Annotated in this window: 22 protein-coding genes and 1 pseudogene; 19 read left to right on the plus strand and 4 right to left on the minus strand. The window is 48.1% G+C overall.

Translation table 11 applies throughout. From position 1 onward, the window contains the following. The 9 genes from dedD (at position 1) to yfcD (ending at position 7,422) form a co-directional block, all read left to right on the plus strand. Entirely contained in the window at positions 1 to 744 is a 744-nt protein-coding gene (dedD, locus tag MKR94_RS13150; protein ID WP_241647312.1) for a cell division protein DedD, read from the plus strand. A 174-nt stretch (positions 745 to 918) separates the two neighbouring features. Next, a complete protein-coding gene (gene cvpA, locus MKR94_RS13155; RefSeq protein ID WP_241647313.1) occupies positions 919 to 1,404 on the plus strand; it encodes a colicin V production protein in 486 nt (161 codons plus the stop codon). A 35-nt stretch (positions 1,405 to 1,439) separates the two neighbouring features. Next, positions 1,440 to 2,957, plus strand: coding sequence for an amidophosphoribosyltransferase (gene purF / locus MKR94_RS13160; RefSeq protein ID WP_241647314.1), 1,518 nt, complete (start codon positions 1,440 to 1,442; stop codon positions 2,955 to 2,957). Between the two features lie 102 nt (positions 2,958 to 3,059). Next, the gene (locus MKR94_RS13165; protein WP_241647315.1) at positions 3,060 to 3,632 is read left to right on the plus strand and encodes a UbiX family flavin prenyltransferase; all 573 of its coding nucleotides are present in this window, start codon (positions 3,060 to 3,062) and stop codon (positions 3,630 to 3,632) included. A gap of 125 nt (positions 3,633 to 3,757) precedes the next feature. Continuing rightward, entirely contained in the window at positions 3,758 to 4,540 is a 783-nt protein-coding gene (locus MKR94_RS13170) for a lysine/arginine/ornithine ABC transporter substrate-binding protein (RefSeq protein ID WP_241647316.1), read from the plus strand. Between the two features lie 65 nt (positions 4,541 to 4,605). Further along, a complete protein-coding gene (locus MKR94_RS13175) occupies positions 4,606 to 5,292 on the plus strand; it encodes an ABC transporter permease (RefSeq protein ID WP_241647317.1) in 687 nt (228 codons plus the stop codon). Further along, positions 5,289 to 5,996 (plus strand): ABC transporter permease, encoded by a 708-nt coding sequence (locus MKR94_RS13180; RefSeq protein ID WP_241647318.1) that lies wholly within the window; start codon positions 5,289 to 5,291, stop codon positions 5,994 to 5,996. Before MKR94_RS13175 ends, MKR94_RS13180 begins: the two co-directional genes overlap by 4 nt. Positions 5,997 to 6,009: 13 nt before the next feature. Further along, positions 6,010 to 6,783, plus strand: a complete 774-nt coding sequence (locus tag MKR94_RS13185) for an ABC transporter ATP-binding protein (protein WP_241647366.1) — start codon at positions 6,010 to 6,012, stop codon at positions 6,781 to 6,783. Positions 6,784 to 6,900: 117 nt separating this feature from the next. Beyond that, a complete protein-coding gene (yfcD, locus tag MKR94_RS13190; protein ID WP_241647319.1) occupies positions 6,901 to 7,422 on the plus strand; it encodes an NUDIX hydrolase YfcD in 522 nt (173 codons plus the stop codon). Between the two features lie 52 nt (positions 7,423 to 7,474). Here the strand turns inward: yfcD and pta are convergent, their stop codons facing one another. Together pta and MKR94_RS13200 are read right to left on the minus strand one after the other, a co-directional pair. Beyond that, positions 7,475 to 9,625, minus strand: coding sequence for a phosphate acetyltransferase (pta, locus tag MKR94_RS13195; protein WP_479681380.1), 2,151 nt, complete (start codon positions 9,623 to 9,625; stop codon positions 7,475 to 7,477). 42 nt (positions 9,626 to 9,667) lie between these two features. After that, positions 9,668 to 10,870: an acetate kinase gene (locus MKR94_RS13200; RefSeq protein ID WP_241647320.1), complete on the minus strand. Its 1,203-nt coding sequence runs from the start codon at positions 10,868 to 10,870 to the stop codon at positions 9,668 to 9,670. 295 nt (positions 10,871 to 11,165) lie between these two features. Between MKR94_RS13200 and yfbV the strand changes: the two genes are divergently transcribed. Continuing rightward, on the plus strand, positions 11,166 to 11,615 hold the full coding sequence (gene yfbV / locus MKR94_RS13205) for a terminus macrodomain insulation protein YfbV (RefSeq protein ID WP_241647321.1): 450 nt from the start codon (positions 11,166 to 11,168) through the stop codon (positions 11,613 to 11,615). A 14-nt stretch (positions 11,616 to 11,629) separates the two neighbouring features. Further along, on the plus strand, positions 11,630 to 12,271 hold the full coding sequence (locus MKR94_RS13210; protein WP_241647370.1) for a sugar phosphatase: 642 nt from the start codon (positions 11,630 to 11,632) through the stop codon (positions 12,269 to 12,271). 51 nt (positions 12,272 to 12,322) lie between these two features. Here the strand turns inward: MKR94_RS13210 and yfbR are convergent, their stop codons facing one another. Together yfbR and MKR94_RS13220 are read right to left on the minus strand one after the other, a co-directional pair. Then, positions 12,323 to 12,928, minus strand: coding sequence for a 5'-deoxynucleotidase (gene yfbR, locus MKR94_RS13215; protein ID WP_099824235.1), 606 nt, complete (start codon positions 12,926 to 12,928; stop codon positions 12,323 to 12,325). A gap of 58 nt (positions 12,929 to 12,986) precedes the next feature. Next, entirely contained in the window at positions 12,987 to 14,204 is a 1,218-nt protein-coding gene (locus tag MKR94_RS13220) for a pyridoxal phosphate-dependent aminotransferase (RefSeq protein ID WP_062812440.1), read from the minus strand. A gap of 806 nt (positions 14,205 to 15,010) precedes the next feature. On the opposite strand from MKR94_RS13220, the gene MKR94_RS13225 reads away from it, so the two are divergent. The 8 genes and pseudogenes from MKR94_RS13225 (at position 15,011) to nuoH (ending at position 25,116) form a co-directional block, all read left to right on the plus strand. Then, a complete protein-coding gene (locus MKR94_RS13225) occupies positions 15,011 to 15,949 on the plus strand; it encodes a LysR substrate-binding domain-containing protein (RefSeq protein ID WP_241647322.1) in 939 nt (312 codons plus the stop codon). Positions 15,950 to 16,426: 477 nt separating this feature from the next. Then, positions 16,427 to 16,870 carry an NADH-quinone oxidoreductase subunit A gene (locus MKR94_RS13230; RefSeq protein WP_241647323.1) on the plus strand — a complete coding sequence of 148 codons (444 nt, stop codon included), beginning with the start codon at positions 16,427 to 16,429 and terminating at the stop codon, positions 16,868 to 16,870. A 12-nt stretch (positions 16,871 to 16,882) separates the two neighbouring features. After that, on the plus strand, positions 16,883 to 17,563 hold the full coding sequence (locus MKR94_RS13235; RefSeq protein ID WP_099824239.1) for a NuoB/complex I 20 kDa subunit family protein: 681 nt from the start codon (positions 16,883 to 16,885) through the stop codon (positions 17,561 to 17,563). Between the two features lie 88 nt (positions 17,564 to 17,651). Next, positions 17,652 to 19,465 (plus strand): annotated as a pseudogene (gene nuoC, locus MKR94_RS13240) (NADH-quinone oxidoreductase subunit C/D). A 2-nt stretch (positions 19,466 to 19,467) separates the two neighbouring features. After that, positions 19,468 to 19,983 (plus strand): NADH-quinone oxidoreductase subunit NuoE, encoded by a 516-nt coding sequence (gene nuoE / locus MKR94_RS13245; RefSeq protein WP_241647325.1) that lies wholly within the window; start codon positions 19,468 to 19,470, stop codon positions 19,981 to 19,983. Next, on the plus strand, positions 19,980 to 21,326 hold the full coding sequence (nuoF, locus tag MKR94_RS13250) for an NADH-quinone oxidoreductase subunit NuoF (RefSeq protein WP_241647326.1): 1,347 nt from the start codon (positions 19,980 to 19,982) through the stop codon (positions 21,324 to 21,326). The genes nuoE and nuoF overlap by 4 nt, the downstream gene beginning before the upstream one ends. A gap of 92 nt (positions 21,327 to 21,418) precedes the next feature. Continuing rightward, positions 21,419 to 24,142 (plus strand): NADH-quinone oxidoreductase subunit NuoG, encoded by a 2,724-nt coding sequence (nuoG, locus tag MKR94_RS13255; protein WP_241647327.1) that lies wholly within the window; start codon positions 21,419 to 21,421, stop codon positions 24,140 to 24,142. Beyond that, positions 24,139 to 25,116 (plus strand): NADH-quinone oxidoreductase subunit NuoH, encoded by a 978-nt coding sequence (gene nuoH / locus MKR94_RS13260; RefSeq protein WP_241647328.1) that lies wholly within the window; start codon positions 24,139 to 24,141, stop codon positions 25,114 to 25,116. Before nuoG ends, nuoH begins: the two co-directional genes overlap by 4 nt. Positions 25,117 to 25,124: the final 8 nt, after the last annotated feature.

The following is a 25,124-nucleotide window of genomic DNA, read 5'->3' on the forward strand; positions in this document are numbered from 1 at the left end:
GTGGCCAGTAAATTTCAAAATCGGATGGCGGGAACGATCATTCTGGTGGCTCTCGGCGTGATTATTTTACCCGGCTTACTGGATGGTAAAAAAAAGCATTACCATGAAGAGTTCGCGGCTATCCCTTTAGTGCCTAAACCGGGTGATCAACTGAATGATGAGATGGTTCCCCCCGTCACTCAGTCAATCCCGTCAAAAACGATCCGTCAGCAGGCAGCCCAGCACATCCCGGCCGAGGCTAGCTCACAAGAGGCTTCTCGCGGTAGTGTGGCGACACAACCTCATGAAGCAGGGGAAAATGCCACGCAGTTACAGATGCAACGCGACCAAGAGCAGCTGGCACAGCGTGAAGCGCAACGGCTAAAAGATCAAGCACGCCAACAGCAAGAAGCTCAACGTCAGGCGCAAGTGAAGCAACAACAGTTGGCCGCACAGCAACAGCAGGCTGAGGCGCAGCAACGTCAACAAACCGCAGCACAGAATAGCGCCTCAACGCCTACCGGTCAGGCATATGTGATTCAGCTAGGTGCGCTGCGTAATGCCTCACGAGTTTCTGAAGTAGTTGAACAGCTACGAGGTGCGGGCTTTAAAGCCTATTCCATTCCTGCTACACCGGTCCAAGGGCAAATTAACCGTATTTTGGTGGGGCCGGATACGTCGAAGAGCCATCTTCAGTCACAGGTTGCTGAATTGAAGGCGAAAACAGGATTATTTGGGGTAGTCATGCCTTACCGGGTGCATTGATTATCCCAAGATAACCCCCTTACAGGGGGAAGAACAGGGCAGGGCAATTCCTAAAAATAAGGAATTGCCCTTTTTTAACTTGGCGCAGGAAAACCATACGCAAACGTTTTCTTTTTCTGTTAGAATGCGCCGCGATAGAGGAAACACTGTCATGAAGTGGTATAGGTTACGCGGATGAATTGGATTGATTACGCCATATTAGGCATCATTGGACTCTCTTCATTAGTGAGTCTCATCCGTGGATTTGTGAGGGAAGCCCTCTCATTAATTACCTGGGGTTGTGCATTTTTTGTCGCGAGCCATTACTACCCTTTATTGGCGGATTGGTTTTCGGGTTTTGAACAACCCATGGTCCGAAATGGTATCGCCATTGCGGTGCTCTTTATCACTACGCTAATTGTGGGCGCTCTGGTCAATTATGTGATTGGTAGTTTAGTGGATAAGACCGGCCTGTCAGGAACCGATCGTGTATTAGGGGTCTGTTTCGGCGCGCTACGCGGTGGATTAATCGTCGCGGCTATCCTCTTTTTTCTCGACACTTTTACGGGGTTCTCTAAAAGTATCGATTGGACACAATCACAGTTGATTCCACAGTTCAGTATCGTCATCAGATGGTTTTTTGACTATCTACAGAGCACATCGAGTTTTCTACCCCGATAGTGAGTCGGGACAAGCGGCTATGAGGAAATGACACCATGTGTGGGATTGTCGGTATCAGCGGATTTTTACCTGTAAACCAAGCAATTTATGATGCGTTATCGGTGCTACAACACCGTGGACAAGATGCAGCAGGCATCTGTACGATTGATCAGCTTAATTGCTTTCGCTTACGTAAAGCGAATGGACTCGTTAGTGACGTGTTTGAAGCGCGCCATATGCAACGTCTTCAAGGAACAATGGGTATTGGCCACGTTCGTTACCCTACTGCAGGTAGCTCAAGCGCCTCGGAAGCACAGCCATTCTATGTGAACTCTCCGTACGGTATTACGCTGGCACATAACGGCAATTTAACCAATGCCCATGAGCTGAGAACCCGTCTGTTCGAACAAGGGCGTCGCCATATCAACACGACGTCTGACTCGGAAGTTCTGCTCAATGTCTTCGCTCAAGAACTCGATCGTTTCCAAGATTACCCCCTGACAGCGGATAATATCTTTACCGCTATCGAGTGTGTGCACCGCCAAATCCGTGGTGCTTACGCTGTCGTGGCGATGCTCATTGGTCACGGCATGATTGCCTTTCGCGATCCTAATGGTATCCGTCCTTTAGTTTTAGGTAAGCGCCAATTGCCAGATGGCCGTAACGAATATATGGTCGCCTCAGAGAGTGTTGCCTTAGACACACTCGGTTTTGAATTTATCCGTGACGTTGTGGCCGGTGAAGCCGTTTATATTACTGAACAGGGTGAACTCTTTACACGTCAATGTGCGGATGCGCCGAAGAATAATCCTTGCTTATTTGAGTACGTCTATTTCGCTCGTCCCGACTCCTTTATCGATAAGATCTCTGTCTATAACGCAAGAATTCGCATGGGTACCAAGCTAGGTGAAAAAATTGCCCGTGAATGGCGTGACTTGGATATCGACGTCGTCATTCCTATCCCTGAAACCTCGACAGATGTTGCACTGGAAATTGCGCGCATCTTAGATAAGCCTTATCGTCAGGGATTTGTGAAAAACCGTTATGTTGGACGGACCTTTATTATGCCTGGACAGCAGCTGCGCCGCAGTGCCGTCCGCCGTAAACTGAACGCCAACCGTGCTGAGTTCCGTGATAAGAATGTACTGTTAGTCGACGATTCAATCGTTCGCGGAACCACCTCCGAGCAGATTATCGAGATGGCTCGTGAAGCAGGCGCCAAACGCGTTTACCTCGCTTCTGCCGCACCCGAAATCCGCTTCCCTAACGTGTATGGCATCGATATGCCAAGCGTCACTGAGCTGATTGCGCATGGTCGTGAAGTGGATGAAATTTGCCAATTAATCAAGGCTGATGCCCTTATTTTCCAAGATCTGAATGATCTGATTGAGGCGGTGAAAGAAGAGAACCCGGATATTACAGACTTCGAGTGTTCCGTCTTTAATGGTGTCTACGTCACTCAAGATGTTAACCAAGAATATCTGGATTACCTGCAATCCCTGCGTAAAGATGATGTGAAAGCCGTAGCACGGCAAAATGAGGTGGAAGGGCTGGAACTTCATAACGAAGGTTAAGCGCTTTTTCTTCTTGTAAACAGGGCGAATATCGCCCTGTTTTGCTTTCTGCTATACTAAGCCTTCGCAAAATAGCGCTCAGTGTGTGGGATACTCGTCATTATGACCAAAAGATTAATCGTTGGCCTTTCTGGGGCAAGCGGAGCACAGTATGGTGTACGGTTGCTCGAGGTATTAAAATCAGTCCCCGAGGTTGAAACCCACCTTGTTGCGAGCATGGCTGCCCGTCAGACCCTCTCTTTAGAAACTGACTACAGCTGGCGAGATGTCCAAGCGATGGCAGACGAAGTCTATGACGTGCGTGATATTGGTGCATCCATCTCATCGGGATCATTCAAAACGCTGGGTATGGTGATCCTGCCTTGTTCGATTAAAACCCTCTCCGCTATCGTCCACAGCTACAGCGACACCTTGCTTACCCGCGCCGCTGATGTGGTATTAAAAGAGGGCCGTAAACTAGTACTCGGGGTGCGTGAAACGCCCTTACATCTTGGACACTTACGGATGATGACCACTGCGGCTGAACTTGGGGCGATTATCATGCCGCCCGTCCCGGCGTTTTACCATCGTCCTAACGCTATCAACGATATTGTCGATCAGACCGTTAACCGTATCATCGATCAGTTCGATATCGAGCTACCCGAAGACCTCTTTACCCGTTGGCAAGGTCACTAATGGTGCACACATGTTTTTTTGCACCACATTCGTGCTAATTTTCGCGCGAATCGCGATAAAATCCCACTAAACTTTGGCATGTTTTGTGCATTTCCAGTGAGAATTCTCTCTCACTGGTGATAGACATGAAAAAGTTGACGGTATTTGCTTCGCTGTTTTTAGGATTAACCCTTTCTAGCCATGCTTTCTCTGCACTGCCTACGCATCTTCGCTTTGGTACTGACCCGAGCTATCCACCTTTTGAGTCGAAAAGCCCTGATGGCAAACTTGTTGGCTTCGACATTGATTTAGTCAATGAAATTTGTAAACGCATTGCGGCGCAATGCGAATTTGTACCAGGGGATTTCGATGGCCTCATTCCTTCCTTAAAAGCTGAAAAAATTGATGCGATAATCTCAGCCTTATCAATTACTGAGAAACGCCTACAACAGATTGATTTTTCTGATAAATTATACGCATCCAATGCGCGTTTAGTCGCAGTGAAAGGCTCTTCTTTACAACCGACCGTGGCCTCATTAAAAGGGAAAACTATCGGAGTCGAGCAGGGGACCACTCAAGAAAACTATGCTGATAAATACTGGCGTGGTGCAGGCGTCACCATCGTACCTTACCAAGCACAAGATCAAGTTTATCAAGATTTAGCCTCAGGGCGCTTAGATGCAGCGTTTCAGGACGAAGTCCAAGCTAGCGAAGGCTTCCTAAAATCGGCGGAAGGCAAAGGTTATAGTTTTGCGGGGCCTGCCGTTAAAGATAAGGCTATTTTCGGGATTGGAACAGGAATTGGTCTACGCAAAGGGGATACGGAAGTAACCCAAGCCATCAATAAAGCCATCGCTTCAATGCACAAAGATGGAACCTACGACAAATTGGCGAAAAAGTATTTCGATTTCAATATTTACGACGAGTAAGTCCGACAGTGACAGAGCGTCATCTGGCGCGGCGCTCTGTATTCGTAAGTTAAGAGGAGTCGTAGATGTTAGAAGGTTACGGACAGGTGATTCTACAAGGAACGTGGATGACAATCGAGCTTGCGCTCAGTGCTCTAATTTTAGCAGTGATTATTGGGTTGGCTGGCGCCGCGGCGCGTCTCTCCCGTTATCCTTGGTTACAGGCTATCGGTGCCACCTATACCACGATCGTGCGGGGTATTCCTGATTTAGTACTAATGTTACTGATCTTTTATGGTTTACAAATTGCGCTGAACCAAGTGACTCATGGTTTGGGTATCGCCCATATCGATATAGCCCCACTGCCAGCCGGAATTCTGACCTTGGGGTTTATTTATGGGGCATATTTTACGGAAACTTTCCGTGGTGCAGCATTATCAGTCCCCCACGGACAACGTGAGGCCGCGGTTGCCTATGGGATGACACCTTGGCAATGTTTTGCCCGCATTACCTTTCCCTTGATGATGCGCTTTGCATTGCCGGCAATCGGGAATAACTGGCAAGTGATCTTAAAAGCCACGGCGTTGGTGTCGATTTTAGGCTTAGAAGAGTTGGTCAAAGCGACGCAACTTGCCGGAAAAAGTACCTGGCAACCTCTCTTTTTCGCATTGGTGGCGGGGGCGATATATCTACTTTTCACCTTAGTTTCACAACTTATCCTAGCTGGATTGATGCGATTCTATGCTGTTGGCGTGAAGAAGGTGACATTATGAATGCAATCCTTCAACAATATTGGCAGTCGCTGCTTTGGACCAATGGTTACCAACTCAGTGGGTTAGCTATGACACTGTGGCTACTGGTCTTTTCGATGGTAGTGGGGGGGATACTCGCTTTATTCTTATCGATTGGCCGCATCTCATCCCGTCGCTGGCTGTCGCTGCCGATTGCGCTGTTTACCTTTGTGTTTCGGGGCACACCTTTGTATGTCCAACTATTAATTATCTACACTGGGATCTATACCTTACAGGTGGTTAAAGATCATCACTTGCTGAATGAATTTTTCCGTAGCGGGTTACATTGTACGCTGCTGGCGTTAACGCTGAACACTGCAGCCTATACCACTGAAATCCTTGCAGGAGCGATAAGGGCCGTTCCCGCTGGGGAGATTGAGGCCGCCCAAGCTTACGGTTTTCGTGGCTTGACCTTATGGCGTTCAATTATTCTTCCCTCAGCATTTCGCACTGCATTACCGGCATACAGTAATGAAGTCATTTTATTATTACACTCGACCTCGTTGGCATTCACCGCGACAGTTCCGGATATCTTAAAAGTGGCTCGGGATATTAACGCTGACACCTACCAACCTTTTACGGCCTTCGGTATTGCCGCAGTCCTTTATCTTTTTATCTCCTGCGTTTTGATTATGGCATTTCGCCAGCTAGAGAAGCGCTGGTTACCGCATATCAGTTCACGCTAAGGGTTTACGTATGGTGTCCACCGAAAAATTAAGAATTGAACAGCTACATAAATCTTATGGTCAGCATGAAGTATTAAAAGGCATCAGCCTTACCGCCAATGAGGGTGATGTCATTGCGATTATCGGCGCGTCTGGATCAGGGAAAAGCACCTTTCTACGTTGCCTAAACTTCCTTGAGTCGCCGAATAAGGGCGATATTTGGCTCAATCAACGGCAGATCGCGCTCGCCGCTGATCGTACACAACAGTTACAGGTTTCGGATAAACAACAACTGAAGTTATTACGTAGCAAATTATGCATGGTATTCCAACACTTCAATCTGTGGAGCCATATGACCGTGCTGCAGAATGTCATGGAAGCCCCGTGCAAAGTCCTTGGTATAGCCAAAGCCGAGGCGCAAGAGAAGGCGGAATATACGTTACGTAAAGTAGGGATCGATCCGGTGAATTGGAAAAAATATCCCGTCCACTTATCGGGGGGACAGCAACAGCGGGTAGCTATTGCTCGGGCATTAGCCATGGATCCTGAGATTCTATTGTTCGATGAACCGACCTCGGCCTTAGATCCTGAGTTAGTGGGAGAAGTGTTGCGGATTATGCTGCAGCTGGCTAAAGAAGGCAAAACCATGATTATGGTGACCCACGAGATGGCGTTTGCCAAAGAGGTTTCCTCGCAGGTAATTTTCCTCCATCAAGGCAAGATTGAAGAGCAGGGTTCCCCTGAGGAAATTTTTAACTGTCCTCAGTCGCCACGTTTGCAACAATTTCTCAGTAATAACTTAAAATAAAATGAAAAGCATTTCTTCATAATGCTAGAGATTGCGAAATTAAATTTTACTTATTACTCTTAGGGTAAATCAAAGCACATAGCGTCGAGTAGCGACTCGCGTTAAAAAGGGTTAACCATGGTTGAACAAATGCCTGTAGGTCAGATTGAATGGGTTGATATTGTTGATGAGAATGATGAAGTTGTCGCGACGGCTGCTCGTCAACAAATGCGCGCGGAATCTCTACGTCATCGCGCAACCTATATCGTTGTGACACAAGGCACTGGCCGTATTTTGGTCCAACGTCGCGCAGAAAATAAGGATTTTGCCCCGGGGAAGCTCGATGCGACAGCCGGTGGGGTGGTGCAATCGGGGGAAGAGCTTCTTGCTTCAGCGCGCCGCGAAGCAGAGGAAGAGTTAGGTATCGCGGATGTGCCTCTCGCGGAACATGGGAAGTTTTATTTTGAAGATGAGGGATGTCGGGTGTGGGGAAGCTTGTTTAGCTGCGTCTGCCATGGCCCTTTTGCGTTACAAGATGGTGAAGTGACAGAAGTGTTTTGGATGACACCCGAAGAGATCACCGCTCGTTGCGATGAATTTACCGATGATTCGCTAAAAGCCTTAGCGTTGTGGTTAGCCCGTAACGGCGAAAACCGTTAAGGCATACACACTGAATCGCCACCTGTTACCAAGGTCGCAGGTGGCTTATCGGTTAGCCTCTGTTTTCAGCTTGCTGAGACTGAATTGCAGTGAGTGCAATGGTATAGACGATATCGTCGACCAATGCCCCCCGCGACAGGTCATTCACTGGCTTGCGCATACCTTGCAGCATGGGTCCAATGGAAATCAATTCCGCCGAACGCTGTACGGCTTTATAAGTCGTGTTACCGGTATTGAGGTCAGGGAAGATAAACACTGTCGCGCGGCCCGCCACCCGTGAATTCGGTGCTTTAGACTTCGCCACATCTTCCATAATTGCGGCATCGTATTGCAATGGCCCATCAATGAACAGGTCAGGGCGCTTCTCTTGCGCAAGACGCGTCGCTTCTCGCACTTTATCAACATCGCTACCGCTGCCAGAATTTCCCGTTGAGTAAGAGATCATCGCGACACGTGGTTCAATACCGAACGCTGCAGCGGAGTCTGCCGACTGAATAGCAATTTCCGCTAATTGTTCAGCGTTCGGGTCCGGATTGATCGCACAGTCTCCATATACCAGCACTTGTTCAGGTAATAACATAAAGAACACGGAAGAGACGATGCTGCTGTTAGGCGCGGTTTTGATTAACTGTAGCGGTGGGCGAATAGTATTGGCAGTAGTATGGACTGCGCCAGAGACCAATCCATCTACTTCACCTTTTTCCAACATCAGGGTACCGAGTACAACGTTATCTTCCAGCTGTTCACGGGCCACAACTTCCGTCATACCTTTGTTTTTACGTAGCTCGACCAGTCGAGAGACATAGTCTTCTCTGACTGCCTGCGGATCCACAATGCTGACACCATTCCCTAGTACGATCCCTTGTACGGAGGCAACGCGTCGAATTTCTGCGGGATCCCCGAGTAATACGCATTGGGCAATTTTACGTTCTGCACAAATTGCGGCGGCACGTAAGGTTCGGGGTTCGTCGCCTTCCGGTAACACAATACGTTTAGCAGCTTGACGGGCCAGCTCGGTTAATTGATAACGGAATGCAGGTGGCGAGAGGAGACGGCTACGTTCGGCGACCGATCCAAGGGAGTCAATCCACGGTTTATCAATATAACCGGCAATAAACTCCTGCACCTTCTCAATACGCTGAGTATCATCTACCGGAATTTCTGAGTTGAAACTTTGTAGCGTTAGTGAGGTTTGCCACGTATTGGTTTTCACCAAGAAAACGGGAAGGCCAGTTTGGAATGCCCGCGAACAGAGTTCCTGTACCGCTGGATCAATCTGGTAACCGCCTGTTAATAAAATCGCACCGATTTCAACGCCGTTCATTGCTGCTAGACACGCTGCCACGAGTACATCGGGGCGGTCAGCTGAGGTCACCAACAAAGAGCCTGGACGGAATAATTTAAGCATATTCGGTAGGCTACGTGCGCAAAAGGTCACTGATTGAATCCGGCGAGTGGTGATATCACCCTCGTTAATAATCTCAGCCTTAAGATGTCGACACATATCAATGGCACGCGTAGCAATCAGATCGAAATTCCAAGGGATCGCCCCAAGTACCGGAAGAGGGGAGGGTTGACTAAACTGTTCGAAGGTGAAATTGGCCACGGTGGCTTCATTGGTATCATCGAACATTTCCGACAGGTCGGGTCTGGTACGGCCTTCTTCATCAGTTGGGGCATTGATCTTATTAATGATCAGCCCAGCGATATTTTTATTCTTACGACCACCGAAGCTATTGAGTTGTAGCTCAACTCTCTCTTTCAACTGAGTGGGCGTGTCGGTGCCAGGCGAAACGACAAAGATAATTTCAGCATTGAGGGTTTTGGCAATTTTATAGTTAAGGGTTTGCGCAAATTGACGCTTGCGCGTTGGGACTAATCCCTCAACTAATACCACTTCCGCATTCGCGGTATTATTATGGTAGTGAGCAATAATCTCTTCCATTAGGATATCTTGCTGATTATTACTCAGTAAATTCTCAACATAGCTTAAGGCTAAAGGTGCCACGGCTGGAATCGAGGATGTTGCGTTGATAATTTCCGTAGTATGGTCCAGCGACTTATCGGAATCACGCGCTTGGGCGATGGGCTTGAACACGCTAATACGCATGCCTTTGCGTTCCATCGCACGGATCACCCCTAAGCTCACGCTAGTCAGACCCACACCTGTGCTCAGTGGCACTAGCATAATAGTACGAGACAAATTAACCCCCCTCTACAATTCTTGAAACTAATAGTAAATCTGTTAAGCCGTAAGTGTTGCTGCGTCTTGTGCAATGACCCATTCTTCATTAGTTGGAATCACTAAGATTGGGCAGCTACCGTCACGTTGAATCGCTCCAGTCTCGCCAAAGCGAGCAGCTAAGTTTTTTGTCTCATCGATAGCGAGATTTAAGAGTGCAAGCTTCTGCACCGTTTGTTCACGAATTTTAGCTGAGTTTTCGCCAATTCCTCCCGTGAAAATTACCGCATCGAGTCTACCGTCCATCAGCGAGGAGTAGGCGCCGATATATTTTGCTAGACGATGGCAGAAGACATCTAAAGCACGTTTGGCCTCAGGTTTGTCGGCGAAATTATCCTCGACAAAGCGGCAATCACTCGTCACACCCGTCAGCCCCAGTAATCCTGACTCTTTGGTCAGCATCTGATTAATCTGTGCGACGTCCATTCCTAAATTATCGTGAAGATAGAAAATGATAGCAGGATCAATATCGCCACTGCGGGTACCCATTACTAATCCTTCCAACGGCGTGAGACCCATTGAGGTATCAACACATTTACCTTGGCGGATAGCGGCGACCGACCCACCGTTACCGAGGTGGCAAGTGATAACATTCAGATCGTCTACTGATTTTTCGAGGAGCTTAGCCGCTTGACGAGAGACATAGAAATGGCTTGTACCGTGGGCACCGTATCGACGAATACCGTGTTGCTCATAGAGCGCATAAGGCAGCGCATAAAGATAGGCTTCCTCCGGCATAGTCTGGTGAAAAGCGGTGTCAAAAACGGCCACGTTTTTGGTCGTTAGATGAGGGAAGTTTTTAAACGCCTCGTGAATTCCAATTAGATGGGCAGGATTATGCAGCGGCGCGAAACAGGTCGCTTGTTCAATGGCGCTGATGATTTGATCGGTAATTATTACCGATTGAGTCAGATGCTCGCCACCATGGACAATGCGGTGACCGATAGCACGAATTTTTTCAGAAAGCTCAGGTGCGTCGACGAGAATACGATTAACGATAAAGCCCAATGCCTCACTGTGGGCGGCACCTGCACCCAGTGACGACTCTTGTTTCGCTCCCGCATATTTCCATTTTATACGGGCTTCTGGCAACGAAAAACATTCGGCTAAACCGGAAAGGTATTCTGCGCCAGTAGCGGGATCAAGAATGGCAAACTTCAGAGAAGAACTGCCACAATTTAGAACCAGAACTAAGTTATTCGACATAAACGCACCTGAAAATGTTATATGTAAGCCCCCAAAAATCCTCTGAAAAGGGGGCGCTATCGTTATGCTAATATACACTGGTCAATAGGAATAACTATGTTCTGAGGCAACACTCTAGCGATTTATAGGATTGTTCAGAGTAATCAGTGTAAGTTTGTGTCATCTTTCTCATCGATTGACGATCGGGGTGGTATCCTTGACCCATTTATGCACGCAGAGAGTGTGGTGTGAATGGTACTCCCAATTAATCGGGATTTAAAACTTTTTAAACTCTTCGGCTTTTGAGGCAAAAATAATGAACGATACGCATCGACCAGGGCTGTTTGCTACGCTGCGTCTTGGCAAAAAGTATATGAAAAGTTGGCCACAGGAGAAGAGTCTCTCTGCCATTTTTCCTGAAAATAGAGTGTGTCGAGCCACACAGTTTGGTATTCGTTTTATGCCACCTATAGCAGTCTTCATTCTATGCTGGCAACTCGCGTTCCATGCACAAATTGGCCCCGCCATTGCGACGGCGGTGTTTGCCTGTAGTTTACCTGTGCAAGGTCTTTGGTGGCTGGGCAAAAGGGCGCGTAAACCGTTAGCTGGCGGAACGTTAGAGTGGTTCCACACTATTCGTGAAAAGCTACAAACCTCTGGTCAAGCCATCAACCTACCTCAAGGCGAGGTGACCTATCAGCATCTTGCAGAATTATTAATGAAGGCTTTCAAACAGTTGGATAAAGCCTTTTTGGATGAACTGTAGCGACAAGGGAAGTAATTATGTATCAAGGATTCCTTTTTGACTTGGATGGCACGTTAGTTGACTCCTTAACCGTGGTGGAAACGGTATGGTCGAAATGGGGAGAACGCCATGCCATTCCTGCCTCAGAAATTCTAGCGTTTATTCACGGTAAGCAAGCTATGACCTCTTTACGTCATTTTCTCCCGCAAGCGGACGAAGCGACTCTGCGTGAAGAGTTTTTGTGGCTGGAACATCTTGAGTCGACGACGGTGGACGGGATTGTCCCGCTGCCGGGTGCGAAAGCGTTACTGACTTATTTGACTGAGCAGAAAATTCCTTGGGCAATTGTCACCTCCGGCAGCCTGCCTGTCGCGACAGTGCGTTTCGAGGTTTTGGCGCTCCCCCGTCCGGCAGTGTTTATTACTGCTGAACAGGTTGCGAAAGGCAAACCGCATCCGGATCCCTACTTGTTAGGGGCTGAACAGCTAGGGTTGGCACCAGAGCGCTGTGTGGTGGTGGAAGATGCTGTGGCAGGAATCGAAGCTGGCTTGGCGGCAAAATGCGCTGTCGTCGCAGTGAATGCTCCCGTCGAGGCCGCTCACTTAAAGGCGACGTACCCGGTGAAGAGTTTAACCGATCTTGTTATTACACCAACGACTCAAGGTTTCAGACTTTGAGTCTATAGCGGACTGAGCGAAGACATCGAGTGGCTCGATGTCTTACTAACGCTACTGATAGTTCTCTGAGATACGATCAAGTGTTGTGGTGCAACTCTCCGCGAAAATCTCCATAAAGTCATTCACCTCTGGCATGGTTCGGCGAAGATGGTTGAGTCTCTCCTCAAGCCCTTCTTTTACGTGGATAAATTCATCATTATTGAAGCGTAGCTCATTTAACGTCTTGATATAGGCCGCTAATATATCGGCAGCTTTGACGATTTTTTTATATTCGCTGTCGACGTTATCTTGAATAATCAGCCCAGAGAAAGCGTCACGAAGGTCATCGGGGAGGGTAGTTAAACACTCTTGTTCGGCGATTTTTTCGAGATGTTTAAAGGCTTGAGTAAATTCTGGATTATGGTATTTAGTCCGGGAGTTGATATCTTGAAGTTTTGTTTCTGACACTTCATGGTACAGGGCGACAACCGCTGCACGGTCGGGGTTAAGCGTATTCCCATAGCGTTTATTGCCGATAACCGTGAGTAAATGGGCAATGACCGCGACTTGGTGGCTGTGCTCTGCTACGTTCTCTTTCTGTACACAGTGCATCAAGGCCCAGCGTTTGATCAGTGGCATGCGAGTTATCCATGCCATAAACGTACTTTGGATCGCCATATTATCCTCTTTACAAACCGAATAAAAAGACGCCTTGCGGCGCCTGGGTGAATATTGATTATTGATGGTAGTGACTGAGAAAGCGACCAAATTTATTAATCGCCATTTCCAAATCATCTACCCTTGGTAAGGTGACGATACGTACATGGTCAGGCCATGGCCAGTTAAAGGCAGTGCCTTGTACCAGCAGCACTTTTTCCTGTAGAAGGAAATCGAGGACCATTTTTTGGTCATCGTAGATATTGAACTTCTTGATATCTATTTTCGGGAACATGTATAAGGCGCCCTGAGGTTTCACACAGCTAACCCCAGGGATTTGGTTAACTAATTCCCACGCGCGCTCGCGTTGTTGATAGAGGCGACCATCAGGAACGATAAATTCACTGATACTCTGGTACCCCCCCAAAGCGGTTTGGATGGCATGCTGTGCTGGCACGTTCGCGCAGAGTCGCATTGAGGCAAGCATCTCCAAGCCTTCGATATAACCTTTCGCATGTTTCTTCGGTCCATTGAGTACCATCCAACCTTGGCGAAAACCGGCGACCCGATAGGTTTTAGAAAGACCATTGAAGGTAACGGTTAATAGATCTGGCGCTAAAGCGGCGATCGAATGGTGTTGAGCAGCATCATAAAGAATCTTATCGTAGATTTCGTCAGCAAAAATGATGAGATTGTGCTCGCGTGCGATCTTCACCACTTCAATTAGCAATTCTTTGCTATAGACCGCACCAGTTGGGTTATTTGGGTTAATGATAACAATACCGCGAGTGCGGGGGGTAATTTTTGCCCGAATATCGTCAAGATCGGGGAACCAATCACTGCTCTCATCACAAAGATAGTGCACCGCTTTACCACTGGACAGTGAAACGGCCGCCGTCCACAGCGGGTAGTCTGGTGCAGGAACCAGCATTTCATCGCCCGTATTCAGGAGCGCCTGCATAGACTGTACGATAAGCTCGGAAACCCCATTACCGATATAAATATCTTCGACCGTAATATCACGCATACCCAATGCTTGGTAGTGTTGCATAATTGCTTTACGAGCCGAGTAGAGGCCTTTTGAGTCAGAATATCCTTGCGAAGTGGGGAGGTGTTTGATGACATCGACTAAAATTTCATCCGGTGCCTCAAAACCAAATGGCGCGGGGTTACCAATGTTTAACTTAAGTACTTTATTACCTTCTTCTTCAAGCCGTTTTGCTTCTTTTAGTACTGGACCACGAATATCGTAACAAACATTCTCTAATTTTGCGGATTTTTCTATTTTTATGCTCATGCGCTTCATCTCGGCTTTAGGAATAGGAAATGACACTACTATTTCTTGTAAATGTACTCTGGTCAGACAGTTAAATGAAGCGTCTCAATGAAGTCAGCGTTGATTACAGACGGGAAATCTACTAATCTGGTGTTTTATGCTTAATATTTGAAAATATTAACATAATATGCTGTTATAACCGTACCTTTATGCCAGGAAAGCCACCTTGCAGCATTATCTCTATTTTCGAGGATCTTCAGTTTCAGAACACTTTCTTACGTAGCGTAAACAAGAGGTAAATCTTTATAAGAATTTTTGGCGTGACTATTAATTATGTTTTTAATTGAGTGATCAAAAGAAATGGCTCAGATTTGTAGGGTTAATTATTAATTTGTCTTAAAGGTTTTTGTTTTATTAATTATTAATAATTTAGGGTAAAAAAATTAATCGTTAGATGATTTCTTATAACTATCGTTACGAGTAGTGAGAGCTAGGGGTTGGGGCTAGATAATATGAACTAAGTCAAAGAATGTTCAGTTTTGTCGAAAAATAATTCCAATTTATGCCTAGAAATGATTAAGTCGAATTAACAAATTAAAACTTATCGTAGAAGGGGTATTAACTTAATTTTTTTGTCCACTATAGATAATTTATTATTCCTAATGGCCAATAACAATGAGTAATTAGCGCGACTCAAAAACAGCAAGGATAAGCTTTGGGCTGTTAAAGCGCATTGAGGTTATTGAGTCATTTTAAAATATCGTCTCTCTTGACCAGTAATAAACAACACCAGTAAGTATTAAAAATAAAATTAAAAGTGAATAATTATGACAACCCATAACAATATATCGGTCAATCTCGATCTGGATCTGCTGCGCACTTTTGTTGCGGTAGCCGATTTAAATACTTTCGCCGCGGCCGCTGCTGCGGTATGTCGTACGCAATCTGCCGTGAGCCAACAGATGCAGCGATTAGAGCAAATCGTCGGCCGAGAGCTTTTCGCCCGTCATGGTCGTAATAAACTGCTGACAGAGCATGGCATTCAATTACTAGGTTATGCCAGGAAGATCCTTCGCTTTAACGATGAAGCCTGTGCCTCATTAAAATACAGCGATGAGCAGGAAAAACTCATTGTCGGGGCGACTGAAGATACGTCAGAGAGTTTACTCCCTTTTATGCTTAACCGTATCACTGCACTCTATCCGTCTCTGGAAGTTGAAGTTCGCGTAAATAAAACAGAAACCATACTGTCATTGCTGGATCAGCAAGAAATTGATGTCGCGTTAACCACACAGGGCGATCCCCGTTTCGAACAACAATTATTACGTACGTCACCGACGTTATGGTTTTGTGCAGCCGATTTCGCAATCACTTCAGGCGAAGCGATTCCCTTAGTTATCCAGAATGAAGGGGAGTTATTTAGAGAGATCGCCATTAATGCACTCGACGAGCACCAAGTTCCTTGGCGTATAGCTTATGTTGCAAATTCCAAAGCGGCTATCGATGTCGCGGTGAAGTCTGGTTTAGGGGCTACTGCTAGACCCGCTGAAATGCTAAAGCCAGAGCTACGCGTATTGGGCACGGCTGAAGGCTTACCTTTATTACCCGATACTCGGTATCTTTTGTGCCGCCTACCTAAAACAGAAAAGGCGTTCGTACAATCACTTTTCAACGTTTTAGCCCCAACACCCGATACGGTTCATCGCTTAGCAGAAGTCGCTATCGCAGAGACCGATATGTGTGAAGAGGTGGAAGCCGTTAACTGAAGACCTAGGAATAACCTCGGTGTTTCACGTCTCTTATGCATAAAGGCGTTCGCTAAGAAGAGGCTTTACCCACAAGGATTCCGAGCTTCATCGGCGTTTTACTCCACAGACTGAATTGAGAGTAAATCGCCGTTTTAGCCATAACTCAGCGAATTTATGAGTCAGATCAAAAAAACCTTACTTATTGTGCGTCAAAATTCTTATAAACCTGCCACACTTATTTGAGATTTCTCGGGAATTTGTGACAGAGATCTAATGTTAAGACTTTACATTTCGTGTTTGTCAATTGTTAAAAAATATTTATATTTATTCTCCCAGGTTGACAAAAGGTTATTAAAAGGAGTAAAAAAAACCAATAAAAATACTGTTAATTTTTTATTTAACAGACATTACTAAAAGGTGTTACACCTTCCGTAAACTTTTGTGGTCACTCCTTGCGCAGTTTTGCAAACTGTCACCCACACTTGAAGAGTAAGCATGAGTATGTCAACCACTACTGAAGTAATCGCTCATCATTGGGCTTTTGTCGTTTTTGTCGTCGTCGCTTTCGGACTTTGTGCATTCATGTTAACCGGCGGATGGTTACTGGGTGGACGCGCTAAAGGCCGGCATAAAGACACCCCATTCGAATCAGGTATTGAGCCTGTCGGCTCCACACATCTTCGCCTCTCTGCCAAATTTTATCTTGTCGCGATGTTCTTCGTCATCTTCGACGTGGAAGCACTATTCCTCTACGCCTGGGCTACCTCTGTCCGCGAAAGTGGGTGGATTGGCTTTGCTGAGGCAACAATCTTTATTCTTATTTTGTTAGCTGGACTCGTTTATCTCGTCAGAACGGGTGCGCTTGATTGGGCGCCAGCACGTCGTCGTATTGTCGTCAAATCAGAGAACGGACGCGGCAATTCTCCTCAAAAGTCATAGAGAGGCATTAAGATGGATTACACACTCACCCGCGTCGATCCCAATAGCAATGGTGAGAACGATCGCTATCCTTTACAAAAACAGGAAATTGTTAGCGATCCTCTTGAACAGCATGTCCATAGAAGCGTTTACATGGGCAAATTGGAGCATGCGCTGCATGATATGGTGAACTGGGGACGTAAGAACTCCTTATGGCCCTATAACTTCGGCCTCTCTTGTTGCTATGTTGAAATGACCACCTCGTTCACTGCGGTCCACGACGTCGCCCGTTTCGGTGCCGAAGTTATGCGTGCGTCACCCCGTCAGGCTGACTTCATGGTTATCGCGGGTACACCTTTCACCAAAATGGCACCGGTTATCCAACGTCTCTACGACCAAATGTTAGAGCCGAAATGGGTTATCTCGATGGGGGCCTGTGCGAACTCTGGCGGCATGTACGATATCTATTCGGTCGTGCAGGGCGTCGATAAATTCCTCCCCGTCGATGTTTATATTCCAGGTTGTCCTCCTCGTCCTGAAGCTTACATGCAGGCCTTATTGCTATTGCAAGAATCGATTGGCAAAGAGCGTCGCCCACTTTCTTGGGTGGTTGGGGATCAGGGCGTTTATCGCGCCAATATGCAATCGGAACGTGAGCGTAAACGCGGTGAGCGTATCGCCGTTACAACGCTACGTACCCCAGACGAAATTTGACCCGAAAACCATTAGGCGGCGTTAGGAACGAAAACAATAATTCTCTCGCCTAAGGGGAGCCTTCTTTGTCGTGCCACTACTGGCCGGAATGGTGAACAACGTATGACACATATCAACACGCAACAGCAAAACCCCGCTGCTTGGCAGACACAAGATCACCTTGATGATCCAGTGGTCGGTGAGCTGCGTAATCGTTTTGGACCTGATGCTTTTACGGTCCAACCCACGCGAACTGGGATCCCTGTGGTCTGGGTACGCCGCGAGCAACTGCTCGAAATTATCAGTTTCCTGCGTCAACTGCCGAAACCTTATGTCATGCTGTATGATCTGCATGGCGTTGATGAGCGGTTAAGAACACATCGTCAAGGGTTGCCTGAAGCAGACTTTTCAGTGTTTTATCATTTTATTTCGATCGATCGTAATCGCGATATCATGCTGAAAGTGGCATTGCTTGAGCGTGATCTCAACTTACCGACTTTGACCAATATTTTCCCAAACGCTAATTGGTACGAGCGCGAAACCTGGGAAATGTTCGGTATTACCTTCGAAGGGCATCCGCATTTGACGCGTATCATGATGCCCGATACATGGACCGGACACCCATTACGTAAAGACTATCCGGCGCGTGCGACTGAATTCGATCCTTTTACGCTGACAAAAGCAAAAGAGGATATGGAAATGGAAGCGTTAACCTTCGACCCTGAGAAATGGGGAATGAAACGCGGCACCGCCAATGAGGACTTCATGTTCCTTAACTTGGGACCGAACCACCCCTCCGCGCACGGTGCATTTCGTATCATCCTACAACTCGACGGCGAAGAAATCATCGATTGTGTACCGGATATTGGTTACCACCACCGTGGGGCCGAGAAGATGGGTGAGCGTCAATCTTGGCACAGTTACATCCCCTATACTGACCGGATTGAGTATTTAGGTGGTTGTGTTAACGAGATGCCTTATGTTCTCGCGGTGGAAAAATTAGCGGGTATTACGGTACCTGAGAAAGTCGACGTGATCCGCGTGATGCTTTCTGAACTCTTCCGTATCAATAGCCACTTGCTTTATATCTCTACCTTTATTCAAGACGTCGGTGCGATGACGCCCGTCTTTTTCGCCTTTACTGACCGTCAGAAAATTTACGACTTGGTCGAAGCGATTACCGGTTTTAGGATGCATCCCGCATGGTTCCGTATTGGTGGTGTAGCCCATGATTTACCGAAAGGCTGGGAACGTCTGCTGCGCGATTTCTTAGATTGGATGCCTAAGCGTCTGAAAGAATATGACAAAGCCGCGCTACGTAACTCCGTGTTAGTTGGCCGTTCGAAAGGCGTTGCGGCCTATAATCAAGAAGAAGCATTACGGTGGGGAACCACTGGTGCAGGCCTGCGTGCAACGGGACTAGACTTTGATGTGCGTAAATGGCGTCCTTATTCTGGTTACCAAAACTTTGACTTCGAGATCCCGGTCGGGGATGGTATCAGTGATGCTTATAGTCGCGTGCAATTAAAGATGCAGGAGATGTGGCAATCGCTGCGTATTTTAGAACAGTGCTTGAAGAATATGCCAGAAGGGCCATTCAAAGCCGATCATCCACTGACTACACCACCGCCGAAAGAGCGCACATTACAGCATATTGAGACCTTAATTACGCACTTCTTGCAAGTGTCGTGGGGGCCGGTAATGCCTGCGAATGAATCATTTCAGATGATTGAAGCCACAAAAGGTATCAATAGTTATTACTTAACCAGTGATGGCTCGACCATGAGTTATCGCACCCGGGTTCGTACTCCTAGTTTCCCTCACCTGCAGCAGATCCCTTCAGTGATCAATGGCAGTTTGGTATCAGACCTTATCGTCTATCTAGGCAGTATTGATTTTGTTATGTCAGATGTGGACCGCTAATTATGCACGATCAAACTATTTCCATTAAAACGATCAACACGCAAGCCAGTTTTATGCTGAGTGATGTCGAACAGCAGGCGATTGAGCATGAGAAGCACCATTATGAAGACCCGCGTGCTGCCTCGATTGAAGCGCTAAAAATTGTTCAAAAACAACGGGGCTGGGTGCCTGATGGTGCGATTGACGCCATTGCTGAAGTACTGGGTATTCCGGCCAGTGACGTGGAAGGCGTGGCCACTTTTTATAGCCAGATTTACCGTCAGCCTGTGGGTCGCCATGTGATTCGCTATTGCGACAGCGTGGTTTGCCATATTACGGGTTATCAAGGTATTCAAGCAGCACTAGAGGAAACTCTTCAGATCAAACCGGGACAAACGACGGCTGATGGTCGTTTCACCTTGTTACCGACATGCTGCTTAGGGAATTGTGATAAGGGGCCGACGATGATGGTTGGCGAACACACTCATGTGCATCTAACACCTGAGTCCATCGCCGAGCTGCTGGAGCAATACTCATGACTTTCAAAACTATTGTTCGCACTGCGGAAACGCATCCACTGACTTGGCGCCTGCGCGACGATAAACAACCGGTCTGGTTCGACGAGTATTGCGCCAAAAATGGTTACGCTGGCGCGCGCAAAGCGTTAGGCGGGATGTCACCCGATGAGATCGTGGCACAGGTAAAAGAGTCAGGCCTGAAAGGGCGTGGCGGTGCAGGCTTCTCCACCGGTTTGAAATGGAGTCTGATGCCGAAAGATGAGTCGATGAACATCCGCTATCTCTTATGCAATGCAGATGAGATGGAACCCGGCACCTACAAAGACCGTTTATTGATGGAGCAAATGCCCCATCAATTGGTGGAAGGTATGCTGATCAGCGCCTTCGCCCTCAAGGCGTATCGTGGCTATATCTTCTTACGAGGAGAATACGTCGAGGCGGCTGAGAATTTACGTCGTGCGATTGAAGAGGCGAAGCAAGCAGGCCTACTCGGCGAGAATATTCTGGGGACTGGCTTCAATTTTGAACTTTTTGTCCATACCGGTGCAGGACGTTACATCTGCGGGGAAGAGACAGCCTTAATTAACTCTTTAGAAGGACGTCGCGCCAACCCTCGGTCGAAACCACCATTCCCTGCTAGTGCAGGTGTATGGGGAAAACCGACCTGCGTGAACAACGTTGAAACGCTATCGAATGTTCCGGCCATCCTAGCGAACGGTGTTGAGTGGTACAAAGGTCTCTCCCAAAGCGACGATGCGGGTACCAAAATGATGGGCTTTTCTGGCCGAGTTAAGAACCCGGGGGTGTGGGAACTGCCTTTTGGGATCACCGCACGGGAAATTTTAGAGGACTATGCGGGCGGGATGCGTGACGGTTTACGCTTTAAAGCTTGGCAGCCTGGCGGAGCGGGGACCGACTTCTTAACTGACTCTCACTTAGATTTGCCCATGGAATTCGCCAGTATCGGTAAAGCAGGGAGCCGCTTAGGTACCGCCCTAGCCATGGCCGTCGACCATGAAATTAACATGGTTTCCTTGGTGCGTAATCTGGAAGAGTTCTTCGCCCGCGAATCTTGTGGATGGTGTACACCTTGCCGTGACGGCTTACCTTGGAGCGTCAAGATACTGCGTGCGTTGGAACAGCGCAAAGGTCAACCGGGCGATATTGAAACCTTAGAGCAACTCTGTCGCCAACTGGGGCCGGGGAAAACATTCTGTGCCCATGCGCCGGGTGCGGTTGAACCGTTACAGAGCGCAATTAAATACTTCCGCGAAGAGTTTGAAGCAGGCATAGCGCCGCAAGTTTTTGGCAACACACGCAGTATCAGCGGGATTCAACCGAACTTATTAAAAAGCCGTTGGTAGAACGCTCGCCCGTTAAAGCTAGCGATCACACAAAAATAAGTATTAATGTTTAACGCTCGCGTCAAACCGAGCCTTACTTGAGCATGTTGACTATGGCTACAATTCATGTAGACGGAAAAGAGTATCAGGTAGACGGTGCAGAGAACTTGCTGCAAGCTTGTCTCTCCATGGGCCTCGATATTCCCTATTTTTGCTGGCACCCAGCACTGGGTAGCGTCGGTGCATGTCGTCAATGCGCGGTAAAGCAGTATCAAAATGCCGAAGATACCCGTGGGCGTCTGGTGATGTCATGTATGACACCTGCAGCCGACGGTACCTTTATCTCGATTGATGATGCTGAAGCGCGTGAGTTCCGAGAAAGTGTGGTGGAGTGGTTGATGACCAATCACCCGCATGACTGCCCAGTATGTGAAGAAGGCGGAAACTGTCATCTCCAAGATATGACCGTCATGACCGGCCATAACTTCCGTCGCTACCGTTTTACCAAACGAACCCACCAAAACCAAGATTTAGGGCCTTTTATCTCTCATGAGATGAACCGCTGTATTGCATGCTATCGCTGTGTGCGTTACTACAAAGATTACGCTGGCGGTACTGACCTTGGGGTTTATGGTGCACATGATAATGTCTACTTTGGTCGTACTGAATCAGGCACCTTAGAGAGTGAATTCTCTGGTAACCTCGTTGAGGTCTGTCCGACTGGAGTCTTTACCGATAAAACGCACTCTGAACGCTATAACCGTAAATGGGATATGCAGTATGCGCCAAGCATCTGTCATCAATGCAGTATCGGTTGTAATACCAGCCCCGGTGAGCGTTATGGTGAACTGCGCCGTATTGAAAACCGTTTCAATGGCAGCGTAAACCACTACTTCCTCTGTGACCGAGGCCGCTTTGGTTATGGTTATGTCAACCGTGAAGATCGCCCTCGTCACCCACAACTTCGCCATGGCGATAATTGGGTGACGATGAATGCGGAACAAGCGATCACCGCGACTGCCGATCTGCTTCGTCAGGCAAAACGTGTGGTCGGAATCGGCTCGGGTCGCGCAAGCGTAGAGAGTAATTTCGCACTGCAACAGCTGGTGGGAGCGGAGAATTTTTCTACCGGGATGCCCGCTACCGAGCAGCGTCGGGTTGAATTAATCATCGATATCCTGCAGAACCGTGGCCTGTATACACCGTCGCTGCGTGAAATTGAAAATTATGATGCGGTGTTGGTATTAGGCGAAGATTTAACACAGGTCGGTGCCCGTGTCTCACTCTCTGTCCGTCAAGCCGTTAAAGGCAAAGCTCGCGAATTAGCCGCGGCGCAGAAAGTCGCCGATTGGCAGATTGCTGCAATTCTTAACATCGGACAACATGCAAAGCATCCTCTCTTTATGACCACGGCACAGCCGACACGTCTGGATGATATCGCGGCATGGAATTACTGTGCACCCGTCGAAGATCAAGCCCGACTGGGCTTTGCCATTGCGCATGCGATTGACGGTTCTGCCCCTGCGGTAAACGATTTTGATACCCGCCTCACCGCTAAGGTCGATGTGATCGTTCAAGCACTCAGTGGCGCTAAAAAACCGCTGATTATCGCGGGTACTCATGCCGGAAGTGACGATCTGCTGCATGCCGCAGCAAATGTCGCCCAAGCCCTGAAGGCGCAAGGTTGCGAAGTCGGTATCACGCTTCTGGCTCCGCAGGCCAACAGTATCGGACTGGGATTGCTGGGCGGACAACCGTTGGAGTCGGTATTGGCTAAGCTTACCGAGGGTGAAGCCGATGCGGTGGTCGTGATGGAAAATGATCTCTACCGTCACCTTCCGGCTGATGTCGTTGATGCAGCTTTAGGTCGCGCTGATCAGGTGGTGGTGCTTGACCACCAAGCCACGTCAACCTTAGCTAAGGCTTCAGTGATTCTCTCTGCGGCCAGCTTTGCCGAAGCGGATGGTACCTTGATCAACCAAGAGGGTCGTGCGCAGCGCTTCTTCCAAGTTTATGACCCAGCCTATTACGACACCACGGTGACTCAACTTGAGAGCTGGCGCTGGCTTCATGCCTTAGAGCGTGCCGTGAATCGTCGGGAAACCGATTGGTCTCAGCTCGACCATGTCATTGATGCCGTGATTGCGGAAAAACCTTTCCTCAATGCCATCAAGGATGCCGCGCCGGATGCGTCATTCCGTATCCGTGGTCAGAAACTCGCCCGTTCGCCGCACCGCTCGAGTGGTCGTACCGCGATGCGTGCCAACATCAGTGTGCACGAACCGCGTCAGCCACAAGATAAGGACACTATGTTTGCCTTCTCAATGGAAGGTAACAACCAGCCGCAAGCGCCGCGCTCACAAATACCGTTTGCTTGGTCGCCAGGTTGGAACTCGCCGCAAGCTTGGAATAAATTCCAAGACGAAGTGGGTGGGCATCTGCGCCACGGTGATCCCGGTGTGCGTCTCTTCGATGGCCAAGGTACCGGTGGCGAGTGGTTTACAACGATCCCTGCGGCTTATCATCCGCAAGCGCACTGGCGTGTTGTACCGTTGTGGCGTCTATTCGGTAGCGAAGAGCTTTCTCAGCGCTCCGAAGTCTTTGCACAACGTGCCGCACCTGTGGAAGTCGTATTACATCCAGAAGATGCTCAGAAGCTTGGGCTGCAAGCGGGTCAATTCGTTACTTTACAAGCATCAGGGGTTGGGTTGACCTTACCTTTACGTCTCTCTGACACCTTAACGCAAGGTTTAGTGGGACTGCCGGTGGGCATGCCGGGTATCCCTCCTTACTTAAGTGGGGCAGAGGTGGAGATGTTGCAGGAGGCACAAGCATGAGCTGGTTCACACCTGAAGTGATCGATGTCATTCTGCAAGTGGTAAAATCTGTGGTGATTTTACTGGTCGTGGTGGCGTGTGGCGCATTTATGAGCTTTGCAGAGCGTCGTTTGCTCGGCTTATTCCAAAACCGTTACGGGCCTAACCGTGTCGGCTGGGGAGGCTCACTCCAACTCGCGGCAGATATGATCAAGATGTTCTTTAAGGAAGACTGGATTCCTCCTTTTACTGACCGTGCAATTTTCACTATGGCACCAGTGATAGCCTTCGTTTCCTTACTCCTGGCATTTGTCATTGTCCCTGTCTCGCCAACCTGGAAAGTAACGGATCTCAATATCGGTCTGCTATTTTTCCTGATGATGGCAGGTTTAGCCGTCTATGCCGTGCTCTTTGCGGGCTGGTCAAGTAACAACAAATACTCGCTACTGGGTGCGATGCGTGCGTCAGCTCAGACACTGAGTTACGAAGTGTTCCTTGGCTTATCCCTGATGGGGGTGGTGGCACAAGCTGGCTCTTTCAATATGACGGAGATCGTCAACAGCCAGACGCATTTATGGAATATCATCCCGCAATTCTTCGGGTTCGTGACTTTCTGTATTGCTGGCGTGGCGGTCTGTCACCGACATCCTTTTGACCAACCCGAAGCCGAGCAAGAGCTGGCGGATGGTTATCACATCGAATATGCCGGAATGAAATTCGGCCTGTTCTTCGTCGGCGAGTATGTGGCGATCACCACCGTTTCTGCGCTGATCGTTACCCTGTTCTTCGGCGGCTGGCATGGGCCTTGGTTACCGCCGTTTATCTGGTTCGCCGTGAAAACAGCGTTTTTTATGATGATGTTTATCTTGATCCGTGCGGCGCTGCCTCGTCCACGTTATGACCAGGTAATGACTTTTGGTTGGACAGTTTGTTTGCCACTGACGTTATTGAATTTACTGGCGACCGCAGCCGTCATTCTCTATAGCGCGCAGTAAGGAATAAC

Origin of the sequence: Rosenbergiella metrosideri, assembly GCF_022602565.1 — a bacterium.
In the GTDB taxonomy this organism is placed as follows: domain Bacteria; phylum Pseudomonadota; class Gammaproteobacteria; order Enterobacterales; family Enterobacteriaceae; genus Rosenbergiella; species Rosenbergiella metrosideri.

Excerpts from the sequence above, each read along its gene's own strand:
- cvpA (WP_241647313.1), top strand. The coding sequence starts at position 919 with ATGAATTGGATTGATTACGCCATATTAGGCATCATTGGACTCTCTTCA.
- purF (WP_241647314.1), top strand. The coding sequence starts at position 1,440 with ATGTGTGGGATTGTCGGTATCAGCGGATTTTTACCTGTAAACCAAGCA.
- MKR94_RS13165 (WP_241647315.1), top strand. The coding sequence starts at position 3,060 with ATGACCAAAAGATTAATCGTTGGCCTTTCTGGGGCAAGCGGAGCACAG.
- MKR94_RS13170 (WP_241647316.1), top strand. The coding sequence starts at position 3,758 with ATGAAAAAGTTGACGGTATTTGCTTCGCTGTTTTTAGGATTAACCCTT.
- MKR94_RS13175 (WP_241647317.1), top strand. The coding sequence starts at position 4,606 with ATGTTAGAAGGTTACGGACAGGTGATTCTACAAGGAACGTGGATGACA.
- MKR94_RS13180 (WP_241647318.1), top strand. The coding sequence starts at position 5,289 with ATGAATGCAATCCTTCAACAATATTGGCAGTCGCTGCTTTGGACCAAT.
- yfcD (WP_241647319.1), top strand. The coding sequence starts at position 6,901 with ATGGTTGAACAAATGCCTGTAGGTCAGATTGAATGGGTTGATATTGTT.
- MKR94_RS13200 (WP_241647320.1), bottom strand. The coding sequence starts at position 10,870 with ATGTCGAATAACTTAGTTCTGGTTCTAAATTGTGGCAGTTCTTCTCTG.
- yfbV (WP_241647321.1), top strand. The coding sequence starts at position 11,166 with ATGAACGATACGCATCGACCAGGGCTGTTTGCTACGCTGCGTCTTGGC.
- yfbR (WP_099824235.1), bottom strand. The coding sequence starts at position 12,928 with ATGGCGATCCAAAGTACGTTTATGGCATGGATAACTCGCATGCCACTG.
- MKR94_RS13220 (WP_062812440.1), bottom strand. The coding sequence starts at position 14,204 with ATGAGCATAAAAATAGAAAAATCCGCAAAATTAGAGAATGTTTGTTAC.
- MKR94_RS13225 (WP_241647322.1), top strand. The coding sequence starts at position 15,011 with ATGACAACCCATAACAATATATCGGTCAATCTCGATCTGGATCTGCTG.
- MKR94_RS13230 (WP_241647323.1), top strand. The coding sequence starts at position 16,427 with ATGAGTATGTCAACCACTACTGAAGTAATCGCTCATCATTGGGCTTTT.
- MKR94_RS13235 (WP_099824239.1), top strand. The coding sequence starts at position 16,883 with ATGGATTACACACTCACCCGCGTCGATCCCAATAGCAATGGTGAGAAC.
- nuoE (WP_241647325.1), top strand. The coding sequence starts at position 19,468 with ATGCACGATCAAACTATTTCCATTAAAACGATCAACACGCAAGCCAGT.
- nuoF (WP_241647326.1), top strand. The coding sequence starts at position 19,980 with ATGACTTTCAAAACTATTGTTCGCACTGCGGAAACGCATCCACTGACT.
- nuoG (WP_241647327.1), top strand. The coding sequence starts at position 21,419 with ATGGCTACAATTCATGTAGACGGAAAAGAGTATCAGGTAGACGGTGCA.
- nuoH (WP_241647328.1), top strand. The coding sequence starts at position 24,139 with ATGAGCTGGTTCACACCTGAAGTGATCGATGTCATTCTGCAAGTGGTA.